The following is a 653-nucleotide window of genomic DNA, read 5'->3' as shown; positions in this document are numbered from 1 at the left end:
GAACTGCCAGGCATCAAATTAGTTCCTTTTCCCCTGACAAGGAAAATAACAGGAACAAACAGGTATCAGACGATTGCTGATACGTGTGAAAGAACCGGTGGAGCGGTAGTTCAGTTGGTTAGAATACCTGCCTGTCACGCAGGGGGTCGCGGGTTCGAGCCCCGTCCGTTCCGCCAATTATTAAAAATTATGCCTGCTAAATTAGCAGGCATAATAGTAAGCGTAATTTAGGGGCGTAGCTCAGTTGGTAGAGCACCGGTCTCCAAAACCGGGTGTCGCGAGTTCGAGTCTCTCCGCCCCTGCCATATTTAAACCCTTCGCGAAAGCGAGGGGTTTTTTTTCGTCTCAATTTCCTGAAACTCCTCTCTATTTTTTAACCTCTTCCCCTTAGCCCCACTATTCTGGGGATTTGACCTGCCCCCAGGATTAGATACAACCGTCAGTTAGTAATGTCGGTTTGTTTACCTTCACATTTTCCATTTCGCCACCGTGCTGCAAACTCTGATGGCGTCAGATAATTCAGTGCCGAATGTGGACGACACTCGTTATAATCCTGCCTCCAGTCGTTAATGGTTTTCCTGGCGTGAACGATATCGCTGAACCAGTGTTCGTTCAGACACTCATCGCGAAAGCATCCGTTAAAACTCTCAATA

1 protein-coding gene and 2 tRNA genes are annotated in these 653 nt (G+C 47.6%); 2 read left to right on the top strand and 1 reads right to left on the bottom strand.

The annotated features are described in order from the left end of the window. Positions 1–99 precede the first annotated feature (99 nt). Together UC14_RS25905 and UC14_RS25900 are read left to right on the top strand one after the other, a co-directional pair. Positions 100–176: transfer RNA gene (locus tag UC14_RS25905), tRNA-Asp, on the top strand. A gap of 53 nt (positions 177–229) precedes the next feature. Next, positions 230–305, top strand: a tRNA-Trp gene (locus UC14_RS25900). Positions 306–439: 134 nt separating this feature from the next. On the opposite strand, the gene UC14_RS25895 is transcribed toward UC14_RS25900, so the two are convergent. Then, on the bottom strand, positions 440–653 hold a 214-nt coding region (locus tag UC14_RS25895; RefSeq protein ID WP_157962164.1), incomplete at its 5' end, for an integrase core domain-containing protein.

Source organism: Rahnella sp. NRRL B-41462, from assembly GCF_003263525.1.
Lineage (GTDB): Bacteria > Pseudomonadota > Gammaproteobacteria > Enterobacterales > Enterobacteriaceae > Rahnella > Rahnella aceris.
The sequence above is the reverse complement of the archived record's forward strand: the minus strand, read 5'-3'. Positions and strand labels throughout refer to the sequence as shown.